Genomic DNA, 13,429 nt, shown 5'->3' on the forward strand with positions numbered 1-13,429 from the left:
CGACCGGGCCGAATTTCGCTCTGCGCGTACACAGACCATGCCCGGAACACCCGTTGAGCGTGGATGGTTGTGCAAAACGACGCGTACCGGGCCTACGACGCAGACACACGAGGTCAGCCGAGTCGGCTCGCGGCGATAGAGTAATGAGGCGCGGACGCCCGTCCCGGGCGCTCGCGTATCCGGCCCCGCCGAGAGTCTTGACCACCAAGATCGAGTGCGCACGGCACGTGAGGAGCACGAGGGCATGTTCGAGCGGTTCACCGACCGAGCGCGACGGGTTGTCGTCCTGGCCCAGGAAGAGGCCCGGATGCTCAACCACAACTACATCGGTACGGAACACATCCTGTTGGGCCTGATCCACGAGGGTGAGGGCGTCGCGGCCAAGGCCCTGGAGAGCCTCGGGATCTCCCTGGAGGGCGTCCGCCAGCAGGTGGAGGAGATCATCGGCCAGGGCCAGCAGGCGCCGAGCGGGCACATCCCGTTCACGCCGCGGGCCAAGAAGGTGCTGGAGCTGTCGCTGCGCGAGGCGCTGCAGCTCGGCCACAACTACATCGGCACGGAGCACATCCTGCTCGGGCTGATCCGTGAGGGCGAGGGCGTCGCCGCCCAGGTGCTGGTCAAGCTCGGTGCCGACCTGAACCGGGTCCGCCAGCAGGTGATCCAGCTGCTCTCCGGCTACCAGGGCAAGGAGCCTGCCGCGGCGGGTACCGCGCCGGGCGAGGCCGCGCCGTCGACCAGCCTGGTGTTGGACCAGTTCGGCCGGAACCTGACCCAGGCGGCCCGGGAGGGCAAGCTCGACCCGGTCATCGGGCGGGAGAAGGAGATCGAGCGGGTGATGCAGGTGCTCTCCCGCCGGACGAAGAACAACCCGGTCCTGATCGGTGAGCCCGGTGTCGGTAAGACCGCCGTGGTGGAGGGCCTGTCCCAGAAGATCATCAAGGGCGAGGTGCCCGAGACGCTGAAGGACAAGCAGCTCTACACGCTCGACCTGGGTGCGCTGGTGGCCGGTTCCCGCTACCGCGGTGACTTCGAGGAGCGCCTGAAGAAGGTGCTCAAGGAGATCCGCACCCGGGGCGACATCATCCTGTTCATCGACGAGATCCACACCCTGGTCGGCGCGGGTGCCGCCGAGGGCGCGATAGACGCGGCGAGCATCCTCAAGCCGATGCTGGCCCGTGGCGAGCTGCAGACCATCGGCGCGACCACGCTCGACGAGTACCGCAAGCACCTGGAGAAGGACGCCGCGTTGGAGCGGCGCTTCCAGCCGATCCAGGTCGGTGAGCCGTCGCTGGCGCACACCATCGAGATCCTGAAGGGTCTGCGGGACCGGTACGAGGCGCACCACCGTGTGTCGATCACCGACGCGGCGCTGGTGGCCGCGGCGACGCTTGCCGACCGGTACATCTCCGACCGCTTCCTGCCGGACAAGGCGATCGACCTCATCGACGAGGCCGGTGCCCGGATGCGGATCCGTCGGATGACCGCGCCGCCGGACCTGCGTGACTTCGACGAGCGGATCGCGCAGGTGCGCCGCGACAAGGAGTCCGCGATCGACGCGCAGGACTTCGAGCGCGCCGCGCAGCTGCGGGACAAGGAGAAGCAGCTGCTGGGCCAGAAGGCGCAGCGGGAGAAGGAGTGGAAGGCCGGTGACCTGGACGTCGTCAGCGAGGTCGACGACGAGCAGATCGCCGAGGTGCTGGGCAACTGGACGGGCATCCCGGTCTACAAGCTGACCGAGGAGGAGACCTCTCGCCTGCTGCGCATGGAGGACGAGCTGCACAAGCGCGTCATCGGCCAGGAGGACGCGGTCAAGGCGGTCTCGAAGGCGATCCGGCGTACCCGGGCCGGCCTGAAGGACCCGAAGCGTCCGTCGGGCTCGTTCATCTTCGCCGGCCCGTCCGGCGTGGGTAAGACCGAGCTGTCCAAGGCACTCGCGGAGTTCCTGTTCGGCAGCGAGGACGCCCTGATCCAGCTGGACATGTCCGAGTTCCACGACCGGTACACGGTCTCCCGGCTGGTGGGTGCCCCGCCCGGCTACGTCGGCTACGACGAGGGTGGGCAGCTGACCGAGAAGGTGCGGCGTCGGCCGTTCAGCGTGGTGCTCTTCGACGAGATCGAGAAGGCCCACCCGGACGTGTTCAACACGCTCCTGCAGATCCTGGAGGACGGTCGGCTCACCGATGGTCAGGGTCGGATCGTTGACTTCAAGAACACGGTCATCATCCTGACCACCAACCTGGGCACCCGGGACGTCGCGAAGGCGGTCTCCCTGGGCTTCCAGGCGTCGGAGGACTCGGAGTCCAACTACGACCGGATGAAGCAGAAGGTCAACGACGAGCTCAAGCAGCACTTCCGGCCCGAGTTCCTGAACCGGATCGACGACACCATCGTCTTCCACCAGCTGCGTCAGACCGAGATCCTGTCGATCGTCGACATCATGATCTCCCGCATCGAGACCCAGTTGCGGAACAAGGACATGGGCCTGGAGTTGACCGACAACGCCAAGAAGTACCTCGCGGCGAAGGGCTTCGACCCGGTGCTGGGGGCACGTCCGCTGCGTCGCACCATCCAGCGCGACATCGAGGACAACCTGTCCGAGCGGATCCTGTTCAACGAGCTGACCCCGGGTCAGATCGTGTTGGTGGACTGCGAGGGCGACCCGAACGACATCGACAAGTCCAAGCTCGTCTTCAAGGGGTCCGACCGCCCGGTGGAGGTGCCGGACGCCGTACCGGCCGACCTCGGCGGCAGGACGGCCGCTGCGGGCGCGGACGAGTAGGTTCGTCAGCCGAAGCGACGGCGGCCCGGTGGCGGATGCCACCGGGCCGCCGTCGTCTGTGCGGGTGCGGAGGCATCCGCCCATCCGGTCCGTTCATCCGTTTTGTGGGTGTTTGTCGTGACGGCGGTCACGGTTTGCCGGGGCATGGACCGGTCCGCTAGGCGGTTGTACGCAGGAGTAACCGCGACGACCGGCTGGTAGGGCCGACCCGGAAATGCCGGGCCTGCCCAGGTCGTTGCGAATCCGGAGCAGGCGTGTGCCGCGCCGCCTCCAGCCGACGCGGTACTCGCAACCTCCCATCTCCTGGTGTCGTGTCGATCCCCCGAGACGGAAGGCAACGATCATGACTGGTCCGATCCGTAAGGCTGCCCTGACCGCCGCCGGTGCCGTCTGCGCCGGTGGGATGATCGCCGGTCCGGTGGGCGCGAACGCCGCTCCGCCGAGTTCCGACCCACTGGCCGCCGTGACCGAGCGGGGACACGGCAAGGGTGAGCGGCAGTTGAAGGTGCGTTACGAGGCCCAGCCGAACTTCTACTACTGCGGTCCGGCCGCGGTGCGTAACACCCTGAGCATCCTGAACAAGGACGTCTCCCAGGACGACCTGGCCCGCGAGATGGGCACCACCGAGCGGGGCACCGACTCGGCCTTCCTGATCACCGAGGCGCTCAACCGGAAGGCCGGCAAGGATGTCTACCGCACGGTGGAGATCCCCGGTCAGGCCGCTGGCCGGGCCGAGACCGACCGGCTGCGGGAGGACGTCGTCCGCGCCGTCGACAGCGGGCGGGGCGTCGTGGCGAACGTCGTGGGCACCGCCACCGACCTCGACGGGGGCAGCCACACCTTCGACGGCGGCCACTACATCGCGGTGACCGGCTACCGCGACGACGGCGACCAGATGAAGATCGCTGACTCGGCCGACGCCAGCCGGCCCGAGTACTGGATCAGCACCGACGTGCTGGCCGACTGGATCGCCAGCCGAGGCTATTCCGCCTGATCCACCGCCGACACCGAGGGCCGGCCCCGATGGGGTCGGCCCTCGGTACTCAGCCAGCCACCGGTGCTGGAGGGCCGTCGCCGACCAACCGGAACGACGTCGCACCGATCGGCTCGACCAGGCCATCGTCGACAAGTCCGGCCAGTGCCCGCGCCCGCTGTACGTCGTCGGCCCACACCTGGTCCAGGCGTTGGTGCGGCACCGGCCCGCTGGCCTCCCGGAGCACGCCGAGTAGCAGGCCGCGTACCTGGCGGTCGGTCCCGGCGTACCGCTGTGGTCGGCGGGTCGGACCGGCTGGAGCGGGGCGGCCCGCAGCCCGCCACGCGCAGGTCGACTCGACCGGGCACACCCCGCAGCGAGGCGACCGGGCGGTGCAGACGACCGCCCCCAACTCCATGAAGGCGGCGCTGGCCAGGGCGGCTGCGGCCGGTTCGGCGGGCAGCAGTTCCTCGGTGGCGACCAGATCGGCCGGGCGGGTGGTCGGGCCGGCATCCGGTTCACCGGCCACCGCCCGGCAAACCACCCGGCGTACGTTGGTGTCGACCACCGGGTGACGCTGGCCGTACGCGAAGGCGGCGACCGCCCGGGCGGTGTACGTACCGACGCCGGGCAGGGCGAGCAGCTGTTCCAGCCGGTCCGGCACCGCACCGCCGTGCCGCTCCACGATGGCCACCGCGCACTCGTGCAGCCGGACCGCGCGACGGGGATAACCGAGCCGTCCCCACATCCGGATCGCCTCGGCCGGGCTCGACCCGGCCAGGGCGGCCGGTGTCGGCCAGCGCTCCAGCCACGCCTGCCAGGCGGGCACCACCCGGGCGACCGGGGTCTGCTGAAGCATGACCTCGCTCACCAGGATCGCCCAGGGGTCCGCCTCGGGCCTGCGCCAGGGCAGGTCCCGCGCGTGCTGCTCGTACCACCGGCTCACCCGGCCGGCGAAGGTGGGTTCTGTCATCGCGTCGCCGATGATGTCACGCGTTACGGTCCCGCCGTTCGGACGGTCGGGCGGGCCGACCACGACGACGGGTGCCGATCGGGCAGAATGCCCGGATGAACGAGCTTGCGATCACCGTCATCGGCCGGGACCGGCCCGGCATCGTGGCTGACGTCGCCGAGGTGCTCGCCCGGCTCGGAGCCAACCTCACCGACAGCACCATGACCCGTCTGCGGGGACATTTCGCGATGACCCTGATCTGCGTCGGCCCGGCCGCCGCCGAGGTCGAGACCGCGCTGGCGGCGCTGGCCGCCGACGGCCAACTGCTGGCGACGGTACGCGAAGTGACGCCGGACGGTGAGACCGCGCCCGCCGGCGAACCGTACGTGATGGCGGTGCACGGTGCCGACCGGATGGGCATCGTGGCCGCGATGACCCGGACGCTGGCCGAGGCCGGTGGCAACGTCACCGATCTGAGCACCCGCCTGGCGGGGACGCTCTACGTGGTGGTGGCCGAGGTGGAACTGCCCCCCGGTGTGGCCGACGCGCTCACCGGCCGGCTGGCGGAGGTGGCCGCCGGTCTCGGGGTCGAGGTGACTCTCCGACCTGCCGAACCGGACGTCCTGTGAGCGGCACATCGGACGCGCCGAACCGGGAGGCGCAGCCCGACGCGTACGTGGGCCTGGGTGACTGGGTTCCCGAGGCGGTCGGCACCGGCCGCGTCATCCCGGTGCTCTGCGCACCGGACCCGGTGCTCAGCCGGCCCGGAGGCGAGGTCGACCCGACCGCCGGTGAGACGGTGCGACTCGCCGCCGATCTGATCGCGACCATGCGGGTGTCGCCGGGCTGTGTGGGCCTGGCCGCCCCGCAGGTCGGGGTGAGCGCGCAGATCTTCGCGGTGGACGTCACCGGGCATCCCAAGACGGTCACCGGGCATGGCGTCTTCGTGCTCTGCAACGCCCGGGTGGTCGAGGCCACCCGCTGGAAGGCGGGTCGGGAAGGGTGCATGTCGGTGCCGGACCTGACCGGTGACGTGAAACGGGCGAGCCGGCTGGTCGTGGAGGGTGCGCTGCCCGGCAGTGGTGAGACCGTACGCCTGGTGACGGACGGTTTCGAGGCCCGCGCACTGCAGCACGAGATCGATCATTGCGCCGGCCTGCTGTTCCTGGATCGGGTGGCCGGCGCGCACGCGATCTACCAGCGCAAGGTCTACCTCTGAGTCGGGTCGGACGGTCGCCCTGAGTGACTGCCGCCGGTGCGAACCGTCGTGAATGGAGGGTCGGATCCGATGGCACGGGTGAGCCTCGGCGCGTCGCTGCCGTCCGCCGCACCGGCCGCCGCTACGGTGGGGTCATCATGCGTCTGACGGTCGGCCCCCTGCCTCCCACCGTGTACTGGCGGCGTCGCGCCGTCGTGCTCGGTGCGGTGCTGCTTTTCCTGATTGTCCTGTTCTACTCGTGCAACGGGCCCACCGGGGGCAACGACGCGACCGGTGACGGCAAGCCCGAGCCGGGCGTGGCGACCGGCACGCCGGATCCGACCGGGTCGGTGCTGACCCCGCAGACCGGGTCGCCGCCGTCCGGTGACGCCGGGGCCGACCCCGCCGATCCAGCGGGCGAGACCGCCGACGCGGGGGACGAGCCGGAGAACGAACCGAGCCTCAGCAATGACCCGCCGGCGGTTGATCCCGTCGTGGACGAGGGCAACTGTGCGGACACCGAACTTTCGGTGACCGCCGTGGCGCAGCCGGCGGAGGCCGCCTCGGGGGCGTCCGTCGCACTGAGTTTGAAGATCCGTAACCGGTCCGACCGGACGTGCAGCCGGGACGTCGGCGCGACCGCCCAGGAGTTGTACATCAAGGCCGGTGCCGAGGTGATCTGGTCCTCGGACACCTGTGGCACGGCCACCGGGTCGGACGTGCAGTCCTTCACCCCGGGCTTCGAACGCTCCTACCAGGTCAACTGGAACGGCAGGGACAGCAGCCGGTGCGCCAACGGCGTGGCGAACGGGCCGGTGGCGCAAGCCGGACGGTACGAGGTCTTCGCCCGGGTGGGCACCAAGCTGAGCCAACCCGCGAAGCTCGTCGTCAGCTAGCCGGCACTCGGGTCGACCTGCCGGTCCACCGGCGCTGCCTCGACTCGTTCGGGTGAGACGTGGCTAGACGTAGCGTTCCAGGATGGACGCCTCGGCCAGCCGCGACAGCCCTTCGCGTACGCCGCGGGCTCGTGCGTCACCGACGCCGTCGACCGCCTGCAGGTCCTCCACTGTGGCGCCCAGCAACCGTTGCAGGCTGCCGAAGTGCAGCACCAGTCGGTCGACCACGGCCACCGGAAGCCGGGGGACCTTGGCCAGCAGCCGGAAGCCGCGCGGGCTGACCGCGGCGTCCAGCGCGTCCGAGGCCGCCGGATAGCCGATCGCCTTGGCGACCGAGACCAGGTCGATCAGCTCGGTGGCACTCAGCAGGTCCAGCTCGACGAGCGCCTCGTCGAGGGTCCGGGGCTTGCGACCGGTGGGCAGGTAGTCCCGGATGACGAGGGTGCGATCGGCATCCACGCCGGCCATCAACTCGTCAAGCTGGAGGGCCAGCAACCGCCCGTCGGTGCCCAACTCGACCACGTAACCGGCGATCTCGTCGGCGATTCGGCGGACCATCTCCAGCCGCTGCATCACCGCCACCGCGTCACGCACGGTGACCAGATCCTCGATCTCCAGGGCGGAGAGTGTGCCGGACACCTCGTCGAGGCGGAGCTTGTACCGCTCAAGCGTGGCGAGTGCCTGATTCGCCCGGGAGAGGATCGCCGCCGAGTCGTCGAGCACGTGACGTTGACCGTTGACGTAGAGGCTGATGATGCGCATGGACTGGCTGACCGAGATCACCGGGTAGCCGGTCTGCCGGGCGACCCGTTCGGCGGTGCGGTGCCGGGTGCCGGACTCCTCGGTCGGGATGGTGGGATCGGGCATGAGGTGCACGGCCGCCCGCACGATCCTTGTGCCGTCGCTGGAGAGCACGACCGCGCCGTCCATCTTGCAGAGCTCCCGGACCCGGGTCGCGGAGAACTCGACGTCCAGCGGAAAGCCGCCCGTGCAGAGCCCCTCGACCACCTTGTCGTAGCCGAGGACGATCAGCGCGCCCGTACGACCCCGCAGGATCCGCTCCAACCCGTCGCGCAGCGCGGTGCCGGGTGCCATCAGGGCCAGGTTCGCGCGCAGTGGATCGCCGGCGACGCCGCCCCCCGTCACGCTCACGCTGATGGGTCGGGCGGGCGAGCCCACCGCAGCGGTGCGGGCGTGGGGCGTCGCGCCGGCTGGCTTGGTGGTATCGCGGTCGATCGGCACGGGCACAGTCTACGGACTGCCCTGCGGTGGGTGCTCTCGCGGTTACTGTGATGTGTCACGATTCCGCCCGCCCTGCCCGACCCGCCCGGTGGCCGGCTCACTCCGCCGACGCCCGCGCCGCGGCTTGCAACGCCGAACGGACGTCGGTGACCTCGATCACGCGCATCTGCTCCGGTCCGGCACCGGTGCTGGTGGGTCCGCAGCCGGGCGGCACGAGGGCCAGCCGGAAACCGAGCCGGGCCGCCTCCGCCAGTCGGCGCGGTACCGCGCCCACCCGCCGCACCTCGCCGGTGAGGCCGACCTCACCGATCGCCACCAGGTGCGGTGCGATCGCCAGGTTGAGCCCGCCGGAGGCGACGGCGAGGGCGACCGCGAGGTCGGCGGCGGGTTCCACCACCCGGATGCCGCCCACGGTGGCCGCGAAGACCTCCCGGTCGTGCAGGGTGAGCCGTTCGGTACGGCGCTGGAGCACCGCGAGCACCATCGCCAGCCGGGCGGAGTCCAGCCCGGAGACGGTACGCCGGGGTGAGCCGGCCACCGTGGCCCCGATCAGCGCCTGCACCTCGGTGAGCAGTGCCCGCCGTCCCTCCATCGCCACCGTCACGCAGGTGCCCGGGACCGGCTCGGAGTAACGGGTCAGGAACAGCCCGGAGGGATCGGCGAGGCTGCTGATGCCGCCCTCGTGCATCTCGAAGCAGCCGACCTCGTCAGCGGCACCGAACCGGTTCTTGACGCCGCGCACCATCCGCAGTGAGGAGTGCTTGTCGCCTTCGAAGTGCAGCACCACGTCGACCAGGTGCTCCAGCACCCGGGGTCCGGCGACCTGGCCGTCCTTGGTGACGTGCCCGACCAGCACGGTGGCGACCCCGCGTTCCTTGGCGACCGCGACCAGGGCGGCGGTGACCGCCCGGACCTGGGTCACCCCGCCCGGTACGCCCTCGGTGCCGGTGGTGGAGATGGTCTGCACCGAGTCGAGGACGAGCAGGCCCGGCTTGACCGCGTCGAGATGACCGAGCACCGCCGCGAGGTCGCTCTCGGCCGCCAGGAAGAGCTGGTCGTGCAGGGTGCCCATCCGCTCCGCCCGCAGCCGTACCTGGCTGACCGACTCCTCACCGCTGACCACCAGCGAGGGGCTGCCCGCTCCGGCGGCCCACTGTTGGGCGACGTCGAGCAGCAGGGTGGACTTGCCCACCCCCGGCTCCCCGGCGAGCAGCACCACGGCACCGGGCACCAGACCACCACCGAGGACCCGATCCAGCTCGCCGACCCCGGTCGGTCGGGCCCGGGCCGGTGCCGCGCTGATGGTGGCGATGGGCCGGGCCGGCTCGGCGGGCATCCGGGAACTCACCACGCGGCCCGAGACGGTCGGGCCGGTGACCGTGCACTCGACCACGGAGCCCCACTCGCCGCACTCGGGACAGCGTCCCACCCATTTCGGTGGCTGATGTCCGCAGGCGTCGCACTCGTACGCGGGCCGGGGCTCGCGAGCGGCGGCGCGGCTTCGCGAGCCGGTGCCCGCCCGGGACGGGGTCGATCGGGAGATGCTCACCCGAGCGACGCTAACCCCCGGGTACGACGACGGCACCGTCGGCATGGCCGCACCACGCCGACGGTGCCGTCGGGACGTACCTGGATCAGCTCGGTCGGCGTGACCGGCCCGCCGTGCTCAGTGGCCGCCTTCGCCCTCGTACTCGGTGTGCCGCTCGATGACCGGCGACGGCTGCGGCAGCGGCGAGAGCGGCACGGCGATCGGCGCCGGGCTGGTGACCGTCTCGCCGCCGAAGTCGAAGGTCAGCGTGACGCTCTGGCCGGCGAGCAGGGTCTCGTTCAGCCCGAGCAGTTGAAGCACCTGCTCACCCTCGGTGTTGAGCTGCACGTAGCTCAGCGGAGGAATCTCGATCCGGGCGGGCCCGGACGTGGGTGACCCGGTCGGGCTCGGCGACGGGGAGTCGTCCGGTGCGGGAGAGTTGTCCGGCGAGGCGGAGTTGTCCGGCGAGGGGGATCCCTCGGGAGACTGCTCCGGCGAGGGGGAGGCCGTCGGCGACGGCGAGCCGGTGGGCGACGGGTTGGTCGCGGCGGCGACCGTGGTGAGCACCACCTCCCGGGCGTCCGGCGAGGTGACCGTGACCGTGACCGGATCCGGCGAGTCGTTGTAGAGGACGACGTTGAGCAGAGCGTCGTCGCCGGCCTGATAGCCCTCGACACCGGGGTAGGCCAGCGCGGCGGCGCGAACGGCGTACCGCCCGTCGCCGGCCTCGAGGTTGACGCCCTGGATCGACGGGACCTTGTTGGCCGTCTCGGAGATCTGGCCGGCGCCGCATCCGGACAGCAGCAGCCCGGCTGCCGCCGCGATCCCGGGCAGCAGCACGGCAGCCCGCCGGGAACCCCTGATCGAGCGCCTCACGTCGGTCCTCCTCGTCACGATCACACCGGCTCGCCGGCCGGAACCGCTGGCCATGCCCGCGCAGACCGGGCTCCAGGGTAGTTGGCGCTGATCGTGGGCCGCACGCCGACCCGGTGCGGCCAGCCGTCGAGGCCGACCTCAGACCAACCGACCGTTCGTGACCAGCAGTACGACGTCGATCAGGGCGACCAGCAGCACCGCGCGGAAGGCAGCCACCGGCCGGGCTCCGGCGTGCTCGCCGGTCCGGCCGGCGTACCAGGCCACGATGAAGATCACGACGGTGACGGCGACCGCCGCGAGACCCACGCCGGTCGGCGGTCCGGGTGGCCCGAGCACGAGCGTGACGGTCGCCGCGATCAGCAGCCCCACAGCGGCCGCCCGGCTGCCCGTCGCGCCGAGCCGGTGCGGCAGCCCACGAACTCCGGTCCGGGCGTCGTCGGCGAAGTCGGGCAGCACGTTCGCGAAGTGGGCACCCGCGCCGAGCAGGGCCGCCGCGACGACCAGCCAGGCTGGGGGTGGCGGAGCGTCGGGCAGGGCCAGCACCACGAAGGCGGGCAGCGCGCCGAAGGAGACCGCGTACGGCAGCACCGAGATCGGGGTGGACTTCAGCGGCCAGTCGTAGAGCAGCGCCGAGACCAGGGCGACGACGGCGCAGAGCGCCGCCGCCGGGTTCGTGGTCAGGGCCAGTGCCACGGTCGCGGTGGCGGCCACGGCGGCGGCGACCGCGACGGTACGCCGGCCGAGCGCGCCGGAGGCCAACGGTTTGTCGGCGCGCCCGACCATCGTGTCGCGGTCGGCGTCGAGCAGGTCGTTGGTCCATCCGACGGTGAACTGGCTGGCCGCCACGGTGAGCACCACCGCGACGACGCCGCCGGGTGGATGCCCGACACCGACGGCGAGCAGGCCGGCCACTGTGGTGACCGCTGCGGTCGGCTCCGGATGGCTTGCTCTGACCAGCCCTAACACCGTCGACGACATAACGGAAGTCTGGTCGTTACCGGGGAGTCGTGCCACGCTCGTTGCCATGCGTGACGCCGGCCTCGTGCTGCCCCGCAACGATCCGCGCCAGTACGACGACCTGGCGGACGAATGGTGGCGGCCGGACGGGGTGTTCGCCATGCTGCACTGGCTGGCCCGGGCGCGGGCCGCGCTGGTGCCCCCGGCGGCGCGACCCGGCGCGGTCCTGGTCGACCTCGGCTGCGGGGCCGGGCTGCTCGCCCCACACCTGGCCGGCAAGGGTTACCGGCATGTGGGGGTGGACCTGACCCGCTCGGCGCTGGCCCAGGCGGCGGCGCACGGCGTGACGGTGGTGAACGGCGACGCGACGGCGGTGCCGCTGGTGGACGGCTGCGCCGACGTGGTCGCCGCCGGAGAGCTGCTGGAGCACGTCCCGGACTGGCGTGCGGCGGTGGCCGAGGCGTGCCGACTGCTGCGCCCCGGTGGTCTGCTGGTGCTGGACACACTCAACGACACCGCGCTGGCCCGGCTGGTCGCCGTCCGCATCGCCGAGCGCCTGCCCACCGTGCCGCGCGGCATCCACGACCCTCGGTTGTTCGTCGACGACCGCGAGTTGGTCGCCGAGTGTGCCCGGCACGGCGTCGACCTGCGGGTCCGTGGTGTCCGGCCCGGGGTGCCGGGGCTGCTGCGGTGGCTGCTGAGGCAGGTGACGGGCGTGGCGACACCGACCGGTCAGGCACCACGCATCGTGCCGACCGGGTCGAGGGCGGTGCTCTACCAGGGTCACGGGCTGCGCGACGGATAGCTGATCCAGGTGAGGGTATGGCAATGTCCGAAGAGGGGGTTCCATCCATGACCGAGCGCAGTGGAGCGCCGGCGGCGGCCCGGCGGCTGGCGCCCCGGCTGGCGGCGCGGGCCGCCACACACGACCGGGACGGCTCGTTCCCGGTGGACGACTTCGCCGACCTGCGCGAGGCGGGGCTGTTCGGACTGATGGTCCCGGCCGAGCTGGGTGGCGCCGGTGCCACCTTCGCCGGGTACGCGGCGGTCGCCACCGAACTGGCCCGCGGCAACGGCGCCACCGCCCTGGTGTTCAACATGCACGCCTCGGTGACCGGTGCGCTCGGCGCGGTCACCGAGGAGCTGGCCGAGGCGCTCGGCGTACCGGCGGAGGCGCTGGCCGCCCGCGACCGGCTGCTACGCGCGGCGGCCGACGGGGCCTGGTACGCGGTCGCGATGAGCGAGCGGGGCGCCGGTGCCCGGCTGTCCCAGCTCGCCACGGTCTACGAACCGGTCGACGGCGGCTGGCGGATCAAGGGCAGCAAGACCTTCTGCTCCGGTGCCGGCCACGCCGATGGCTACCTGGTGGCGGCCCGGAGCGCCGCCGACCCGTCCGTGGTCTCGCAGTTTCTGGTTCCGGCCGGGGAAGGGCTCACCGTCGAGCCGACCTGGGACGCTCTCGGCATGCGCGCCACCGCCTCGCACGACCTGCACCTCGACGTGACCGTCGGGACCGACCGGCTGCTCGGCGGGGTCGAAGGGCTGGCCCTGGTGGTGGCCCAGCTCATGCCGCACTGGCTGGTGGCCAGCTATGCGGCCGTCTACGTGGGGGTGGCCCGGGCGTCGATCGACGCGGCGGCGGAACACCTGAACACCCGTAACCTCGCCGGCCTGCCGGCGGTACGCGCCCGGCTCGGTCGTGCCGACGCCGCAGTGGCGGCGGCGGAGCTGGTGGTCGCCGAGGCGGCCCGACGGGTCGACGACGCACCGGGTGACGAGGAAACCAACCGGTGGGTGTGGCGGGCCAAGCTGCTGGCCGGCACCACTGCGGCGGAGGTGGCCGCGTCCATGCTGGAGGCGGCCGGCACCTCCGCCACCCGACGGGGCCATCCACTGGAACGCCTGTACCGCGATGCTCGCTGCGGGTCGCTGCACCCGGCGACCTCCGACGTCTGTGCCGACTGGCTCGGCATTGCCGCGCTTGGCGGTGACCCGGACCGGGACGGATCGAGTCCTCGTTGGTGAGCG

The 13,429-nt window shown here is 71.7% G+C and carries 12 protein-coding genes; 7 read left to right on the forward strand and 5 right to left on the reverse strand.

Annotated features, from left to right (window positions below; genetic code table 11):
* The first annotated feature begins 244 nt into the window (after positions 1–244).
* Positions 245–2,779, forward strand: a complete 2,535-nt coding sequence (locus O3597_RS27510) for an ATP-dependent Clp protease ATP-binding subunit (RefSeq protein ID WP_164448681.1) — start codon at positions 245–247, stop codon at positions 2,777–2,779.
* A 340-nt stretch (positions 2,780–3,119) separates the two neighbouring features.
* Positions 3,120–3,773 (forward strand): C39 family peptidase, encoded by a 654-nt coding sequence (locus tag O3597_RS27515; RefSeq protein WP_281604652.1) that lies wholly within the window; start codon positions 3,120–3,122, stop codon positions 3,771–3,773.
* 49 nt (positions 3,774–3,822) lie between these two features.
* On the opposite strand, the gene O3597_RS27520 is transcribed toward O3597_RS27515, so the two are convergent.
* Entirely contained in the window at positions 3,823–4,725 is a 903-nt protein-coding gene (locus tag O3597_RS27520; RefSeq protein WP_164448610.1) for an A/G-specific adenine glycosylase, read from the reverse strand.
* Positions 4,726–4,820: 95 nt separating this feature from the next.
* Here O3597_RS27520 and O3597_RS27525 point away from each other — a divergent pair, with 95 nt between their 5' ends.
* From O3597_RS27525 to O3597_RS27535, 3 genes are all read left to right on the forward strand, one after another.
* On the forward strand, positions 4,821–5,333 hold the full coding sequence (locus O3597_RS27525; protein WP_164448609.1) for an ACT domain-containing protein: 513 nt from the start codon (positions 4,821–4,823) through the stop codon (positions 5,331–5,333).
* Positions 5,330–5,923, forward strand: a complete 594-nt coding sequence (locus O3597_RS27530) for a peptide deformylase (RefSeq protein ID WP_281602844.1) — start codon at positions 5,330–5,332, stop codon at positions 5,921–5,923. The genes O3597_RS27525 and O3597_RS27530 overlap by 4 nt, the downstream gene beginning before the upstream one ends.
* A 137-nt stretch (positions 5,924–6,060) precedes the next feature.
* The gene (locus O3597_RS27535) at positions 6,061–6,798 is read left to right on the forward strand and encodes a hypothetical protein (protein WP_164448607.1); all 738 of its coding nucleotides are present in this window, start codon (positions 6,061–6,063) and stop codon (positions 6,796–6,798) included.
* A 63-nt stretch (positions 6,799–6,861) separates the two neighbouring features.
* Here the strand turns inward: O3597_RS27535 and disA are convergent, their stop codons facing one another.
* From disA to O3597_RS27555, 4 genes are all read right to left on the reverse strand, one after another.
* Positions 6,862–8,040, reverse strand: a complete 1,179-nt coding sequence (disA, locus tag O3597_RS27540; protein WP_164448606.1) for a DNA integrity scanning diadenylate cyclase DisA — start codon at positions 8,038–8,040, stop codon at positions 6,862–6,864.
* Between the two features lie 97 nt (positions 8,041–8,137).
* A complete protein-coding gene (gene radA / locus O3597_RS27545) occupies positions 8,138–9,589 on the reverse strand; it encodes a DNA repair protein RadA (protein ID WP_281602845.1) in 1,452 nt (483 codons plus the stop codon).
* 117 nt (positions 9,590–9,706) lie between these two features.
* On the reverse strand, positions 9,707–10,444 hold the full coding sequence (locus O3597_RS27550; RefSeq protein WP_281602846.1) for a hypothetical protein: 738 nt from the start codon (positions 10,442–10,444) through the stop codon (positions 9,707–9,709).
* A gap of 138 nt (positions 10,445–10,582) precedes the next feature.
* Complete coding sequence (locus O3597_RS27555; RefSeq protein ID WP_281602847.1) at positions 10,583–11,470, reverse strand: UbiA family prenyltransferase; 888 nt, start codon at positions 11,468–11,470, stop codon at positions 10,583–10,585.
* Here O3597_RS27555 and O3597_RS27560 point away from each other — a divergent pair.
* The gene (locus O3597_RS27560; protein ID WP_281602848.1) at positions 11,469–12,206 is read left to right on the forward strand and encodes a methyltransferase domain-containing protein; all 738 of its coding nucleotides are present in this window, start codon (positions 11,469–11,471) and stop codon (positions 12,204–12,206) included. The two genes, O3597_RS27555 and O3597_RS27560, sit on opposite strands and share 2 nt — an antisense overlap.
* A 47-nt stretch (positions 12,207–12,253) precedes the next feature.
* Positions 12,254–13,426, forward strand: coding sequence for an acyl-CoA dehydrogenase family protein (locus tag O3597_RS27565; protein WP_281602849.1), 1,173 nt, complete (start codon positions 12,254–12,256; stop codon positions 13,424–13,426).
* Positions 13,427–13,429: the final 3 nt, after the last annotated feature.

The organism is Verrucosispora sp. WMMA2044 (genome assembly GCF_027497155.1).
Taxonomy (GTDB): domain Bacteria; phylum Actinomycetota; class Actinomycetes; order Mycobacteriales; family Micromonosporaceae; genus Micromonospora; species Micromonospora palythoicola.